Origin of the sequence: Pseudonocardia nigra (genome assembly GCF_019396355.1) — a bacterium.
In the GTDB taxonomy this organism is placed as follows: domain Bacteria; phylum Actinomycetota; class Actinomycetes; order Mycobacteriales; family Pseudonocardiaceae; genus Pseudonocardia; species Pseudonocardia nigra.
The window spans coordinates 1-4,210 of record NZ_JAHKRK010000364.1; the positions used below are offsets into that span (position 1 = coordinate 1).

Consider the following 4,210-nt stretch of genomic DNA (forward strand, 5'->3'; position numbering starts at 1 on the left):
GACGACGGCGGGCCCGGTGCTGTGCGCACCGGGCCCGCCGCTCGTTCCCGTCGCCGTCAGGCGCGCGCCCGCATGTCCCGGCCGAGCAGCACGCCCAGCCCGATCATGGTGACGGCCAGCACCAGGTGCAGCCAGTTGTCCCCCGTGTTCAGCGGGACGAAGTTCGCCGCGCTGTCCCGGGCGATGATCAGCCCGTAGATCCACAGGACGGCGTAGATGATGCCGCCGCCGATGAGGAACATGCGGGCCGCGCTCGCCGTGCGGGACATCGCCAGGCCGGCGACACCGAACAGCAGGTGCACGATGTTGTGCAGCACGGACACCGCGAACAGGCCGAGCAGCAGGGCGTTGGACTCATGCCCCGCGAACTGCAGCTGGTCGTAGTTCGTCGTGATCCCTGGGACGAAGCCGAGGATGCCGAAGAGCAGGAAGACCACGCCGTACACGGCCGCGGCGATCTGGACGGGGTAGCGGGTGCGTGGAGCGGTTGCCGAGCCGGACATCGAAGATCCTCCGATCTCTGCTGCATGCGGACGAATCCCGGCGTACCCCTGGACGAACGCGTAAAACCCGTGTTATGGAGTCGTGATCACCCGACCGGGTCGGGTGGGCGGCCTCGGCAGGTGTGCCCGCCGCCGCACCGGGGTAGCCCGGCGGCATGACCTCGCAGACAACGGGGCAGCCGGCCCCGGTCACCAGCGGTGCGTCGCCGGACCCGGCGGCCGCCCGGTCCCCCGACCCCGCGGCGGCGACGACCGGCGAGCTCGTCCAGCGCCTGTCGACGCAGCTGTCCGAGCTCGTGCGGAGCGAGCTGGAGCTGGCGCGCGCCGAGCTCACGGCGAAGGGCAAGCGTGCGGGCATGGGCGCCGGACTCGCCGGCGCGGGCGGCGTCGTCGCACTGTTCGGCGTCGGCGCGCTGATCACGGCCGCGATCGCCGGGCTCGCCACGGTCGTGCCCGTGTGGCTGTCGGCGCTGATCGTCGGTGTCGTCCTCCTGGTGGTGGCCGGCCTGCTCGCGCTCGTCGGCCGCAAGCGCATCGCCGCGGCCGCCCCTCCGGTGCCCGAGCGGGCCGTGCAGGAGGTCCAGCGTGACGTGGCGACGGTGAAGCAGGCGGTCCAGCGATGACCGAGCCGCGCCCGGCCACCGGACAGGCCCAGCGCTCACCGGGGGAACAGCGCTCACCAGAGGAACAGCGCCCCTCGGAGGAGCTCCGCGGCGAGCTGGGCGCGCTGCGCGCCGAGCTCGGCGAGACCGTGGAGGAGCTCGCCCACCGCGTCGACGTGCCCGCGCAGGTACGCGCGAAGAAGGCCGAGGCGACCGAGCGCGTGCAGGAACAGGTCGAGCACGCGCGTGAGGTGCTGGCGGAGAAGGCGCCTGCCGTCGAGCGCACCGTGCGCGACCGTCCGGCGCTGGTCGGCGTCCTCGCGCTCGTGCTCGGCTACCTGCTCCTCGGCCGGCTGCGCCGACGCAGGACGACGACGACGAAGGCCCGCATTCACCGGAAGGACGACGATGGAACGCGGTAGCGCGAAGCACGGGGCTCGTCAGGACGACGCACTCGCCGACGAGCTGGAGGGCCAGCTCGGGCCGGGTGGCTCGAACCGCGAGGAGTGGGCCGACCCCGAGCCGCCCGCCGACGACGACACCGGGACGCGGGCCGACCTGCCCACGGGCGGCGCCCCGGCCCCCGGCGGCGTCGGTGGCGACATCCACGGTGGCGACATCCACGGCGGCGACACCGAAGGCGGCGACGCGGAAGGCGGCGACCGAGGCGGGGCCGACACCCAGGACGACGCCGAGATGCGCAAGCTCCAGCACGACATGGCGATCGCGAACGACTGGAACCCGGGCGACGAGCGCTCATGAGTCAGGGGAGGACGGACCGCGGGGCCACCGGCCTCGCCCTGTTCAGCCTCGGGCTCGGCAGCGCGCAGGTGGGAGCCCCCGGTGCGGTGGCGCGGCTGGTCGGCGCGGACGACGGGCCCACCAGCCGGGCCGTGGTGCGCTGGGCGTGCGGCGTCCGTGAGCTGGCGGCCGGGCTCGGCGCGGGTACGAGCTCGGCGCCCGGCCGCTGGATCTGGGCGCGGGCGGCGGGCGACCTCGTCGACCTGGCCCTGCTCGGTACCGTGTTGACCCGCCATCCGGGCCGCCGGGCGCGCACGCTCGTGGCCGCGGCGGCCGTGCTCGGCGTGACGGCGGCCGACGTCGCCACCGCGCGGCGCGCCACCCGGCGCCCGGACGTGCGGTCCGACCGGCTGGACGCGCAGGCGTCGGTCACGGTCAACCGGCCCCCTGGCGAGGTGTACGCGTTCTGGCGGGACCTGCAGAACCTCCCGCGCTTCATGGCACACGTGGAGGACGTCACCACGGTCGGCCAGGGCCGCTCCCGCTGGACGGCGACCGCGCCCGGCGGGCGGCAGGTCACCTGGGAGGCCGAGATCACCGACGAGGTCGCCGACGAGCTGCTCGCCTGGCGTTCGCTGCCCGGGGCGGACGTCCCCACCAGCGGCCACGTCCGGTTCCGGCCCGCCCCCGGGGACCGCGGCACCGAGGTGCACGTCCGGCTCGACTATGCCCCGCCCGCCGGGCGGCTGGGCGCGGCGGTCGCGACGCTGTTCGGCGAGAACCCCCGGCAGCAGGTGCGCGACGACCTGCGGCGGTTCAAGCAGGTCATGGAGACCGGTGACATCGTGCGCACGGAGAGCAGTCCGGAGGGAACCGTCGCGGCGCGGACACTGCGCCGGCGGCCCGCCCGGCCCGAGCCGAGCACTTAGGGCGTCCGCCCCGCCAGCCCGCAGCGAGACAGCCCGCAGCGAGACAGCCCGCAGCAAGACAGGGAGCACCGTGCGCGCCACCTGCTGGACCGGTATCAACTCCGTCGAGGTCCTCGACGTCCCCGAACCGAGGATCCTGAACCCGCGCGACGCGATCGTGAAGGTCACCTCCACCGCGATCTGCGGCTCGGACCTGCACCTCTACGACGGCTACGTCCCCGCGATGCGCAAGGGCGACATCCTCGGTCACGAGTTCATGGGTGAGGTCGTCGAGACCGGGCCCGGGGTGTCGAACCTGAACATCGGTGACCGGGTCGTCGTCCCGTTCCCGATCGCCTGCGGCGCCTGCAACGCGTGCGAGCGCGGGCTGACCTCGGTGTGTGAGAACTCGAACCCCAACGCCGGCGCGGCGGAGAAGCTGTGGGGCCACTCCCCCTGCGGCATCTTCGGCTACTCCCACCTCGTCGGCGGCTATCCCGGAGGCCAGGCCGAGTACGTCCGCGTGCCGTTCGCCGACGTCGGCCCGTTCCGCGTCGACGGTGATCTCCCCGACGAACGGGTGCTGTTCCTCACCGACATCTTCCCCACCGGCTGGATGGGGGCGGAGATGTGCGAGATCTCCCCCGGCGACGTCGTCGCCGTGTGGGGCGCAGGCCCGGTCGGGCAGTTCGCGATCGCGAGCGCCCGGTTGCTGGGCGCCGAGCAGGTGATCGCGATCGACCAGATCCCCGAGCGGCTGCGGATGGCCGCGGCCACGGCAGGCGCCACCGATGTCGTCAACTACGCCGAGACACCGGTGCTCGAGGCGCTCTCCGAGCTGACCGGTGGCCGCGGCCCGGACGCGTGCATCGACGCCGTCGGCCTGGAGGCCAGGGCCGCGTCCCCACTGCACGCCTATGACCGCGTCAAGCAGGCCGCCCGGATGGAGACCGAACGCCCGCACGCACTGCGCGAGGCGATCCTCGCGTGCCGCAGCGGCGGCGTCGTGTCGGTGATCGGCGTGTACGGCGGATTCATGGACAAGTTCCCGGTCGGCGCGTTCATGAACCGCTCGCTGCGGCTGCGCACCGGCCAGACCCACGTGCACCGCTACCTGCGGCCGCTCATGGACCGGATCGAGAACGGGGACATCGACCCGAGTTTCGTGATCACCCACACCCTGCCGCTCGACGACGCGCCGACGGGCTACGAGATGTTCAAGCACAAGCGCGACGAGTGCATCAAGGTCGTGTTGAAGCCGTGACCCGGACAGCTCCCCGACCCACCCCGGTGACCGTTCGTGGTCACCGTCCGTCCATCGGCTCGCGTATGGTGCACATGCTCGGCACGACGGACCCGAAGGACATCGGGATCCTCTATCTGGTCACGGCGTTCCTGTTCTTCCTGACCGGTGGCGCGATGGCGTTGCTGATGCGCGGGGAGCTGGCGGTGCCGG

6 protein-coding genes are annotated in these 4,210 nt (G+C 73.1%); 5 read left to right on the forward strand and 1 reads right to left on the reverse strand.

From position 1 onward, the window contains the following. Positions 1–56: 56 nt before the first annotated feature. Complete coding sequence (locus tag KME75_RS40265) at positions 57–503, reverse strand: DUF4383 domain-containing protein (protein WP_219420256.1); 447 nt, start codon at positions 501–503, stop codon at positions 57–59. Positions 504–658: 155 nt separating this feature from the next. Here KME75_RS40265 and KME75_RS40270 point away from each other — a divergent pair, with 155 nt between their 5' ends. From KME75_RS40270 to KME75_RS40290, 5 genes are all read left to right on the forward strand, one after another. Beyond that, positions 659–1,126 (forward strand): phage holin family protein, encoded by a 468-nt coding sequence (locus tag KME75_RS40270; RefSeq protein ID WP_219420257.1) that lies wholly within the window; start codon positions 659–661, stop codon positions 1,124–1,126. Continuing rightward, positions 1,123–1,527: a DUF3618 domain-containing protein gene (locus KME75_RS40275; RefSeq protein ID WP_219420258.1), complete on the forward strand. Its 405-nt coding sequence runs from the start codon at positions 1,123–1,125 to the stop codon at positions 1,525–1,527. The genes KME75_RS40270 and KME75_RS40275 overlap by 4 nt, the downstream gene beginning before the upstream one ends. Then, entirely contained in the window at positions 1,514–1,867 is a 354-nt protein-coding gene (locus KME75_RS40280) for a hypothetical protein (RefSeq protein ID WP_219420261.1), read from the forward strand. Before KME75_RS40275 ends, KME75_RS40280 begins: the two co-directional genes overlap by 14 nt. Next, positions 1,864–2,775 carry an SRPBCC family protein gene (locus KME75_RS40285; RefSeq protein ID WP_219420259.1) on the forward strand — a complete coding sequence of 304 codons (912 nt, stop codon included), beginning with the start codon at positions 1,864–1,866 and terminating at the stop codon, positions 2,773–2,775. The genes KME75_RS40280 and KME75_RS40285 overlap by 4 nt, the downstream gene beginning before the upstream one ends. 70 nt (positions 2,776–2,845) lie before the next feature. Further along, complete coding sequence (locus tag KME75_RS40290) at positions 2,846–4,018, forward strand: zinc-dependent alcohol dehydrogenase (RefSeq protein ID WP_219420260.1); 1,173 nt, start codon at positions 2,846–2,848, stop codon at positions 4,016–4,018. Positions 4,019–4,210 lie beyond the last annotated feature (192 nt).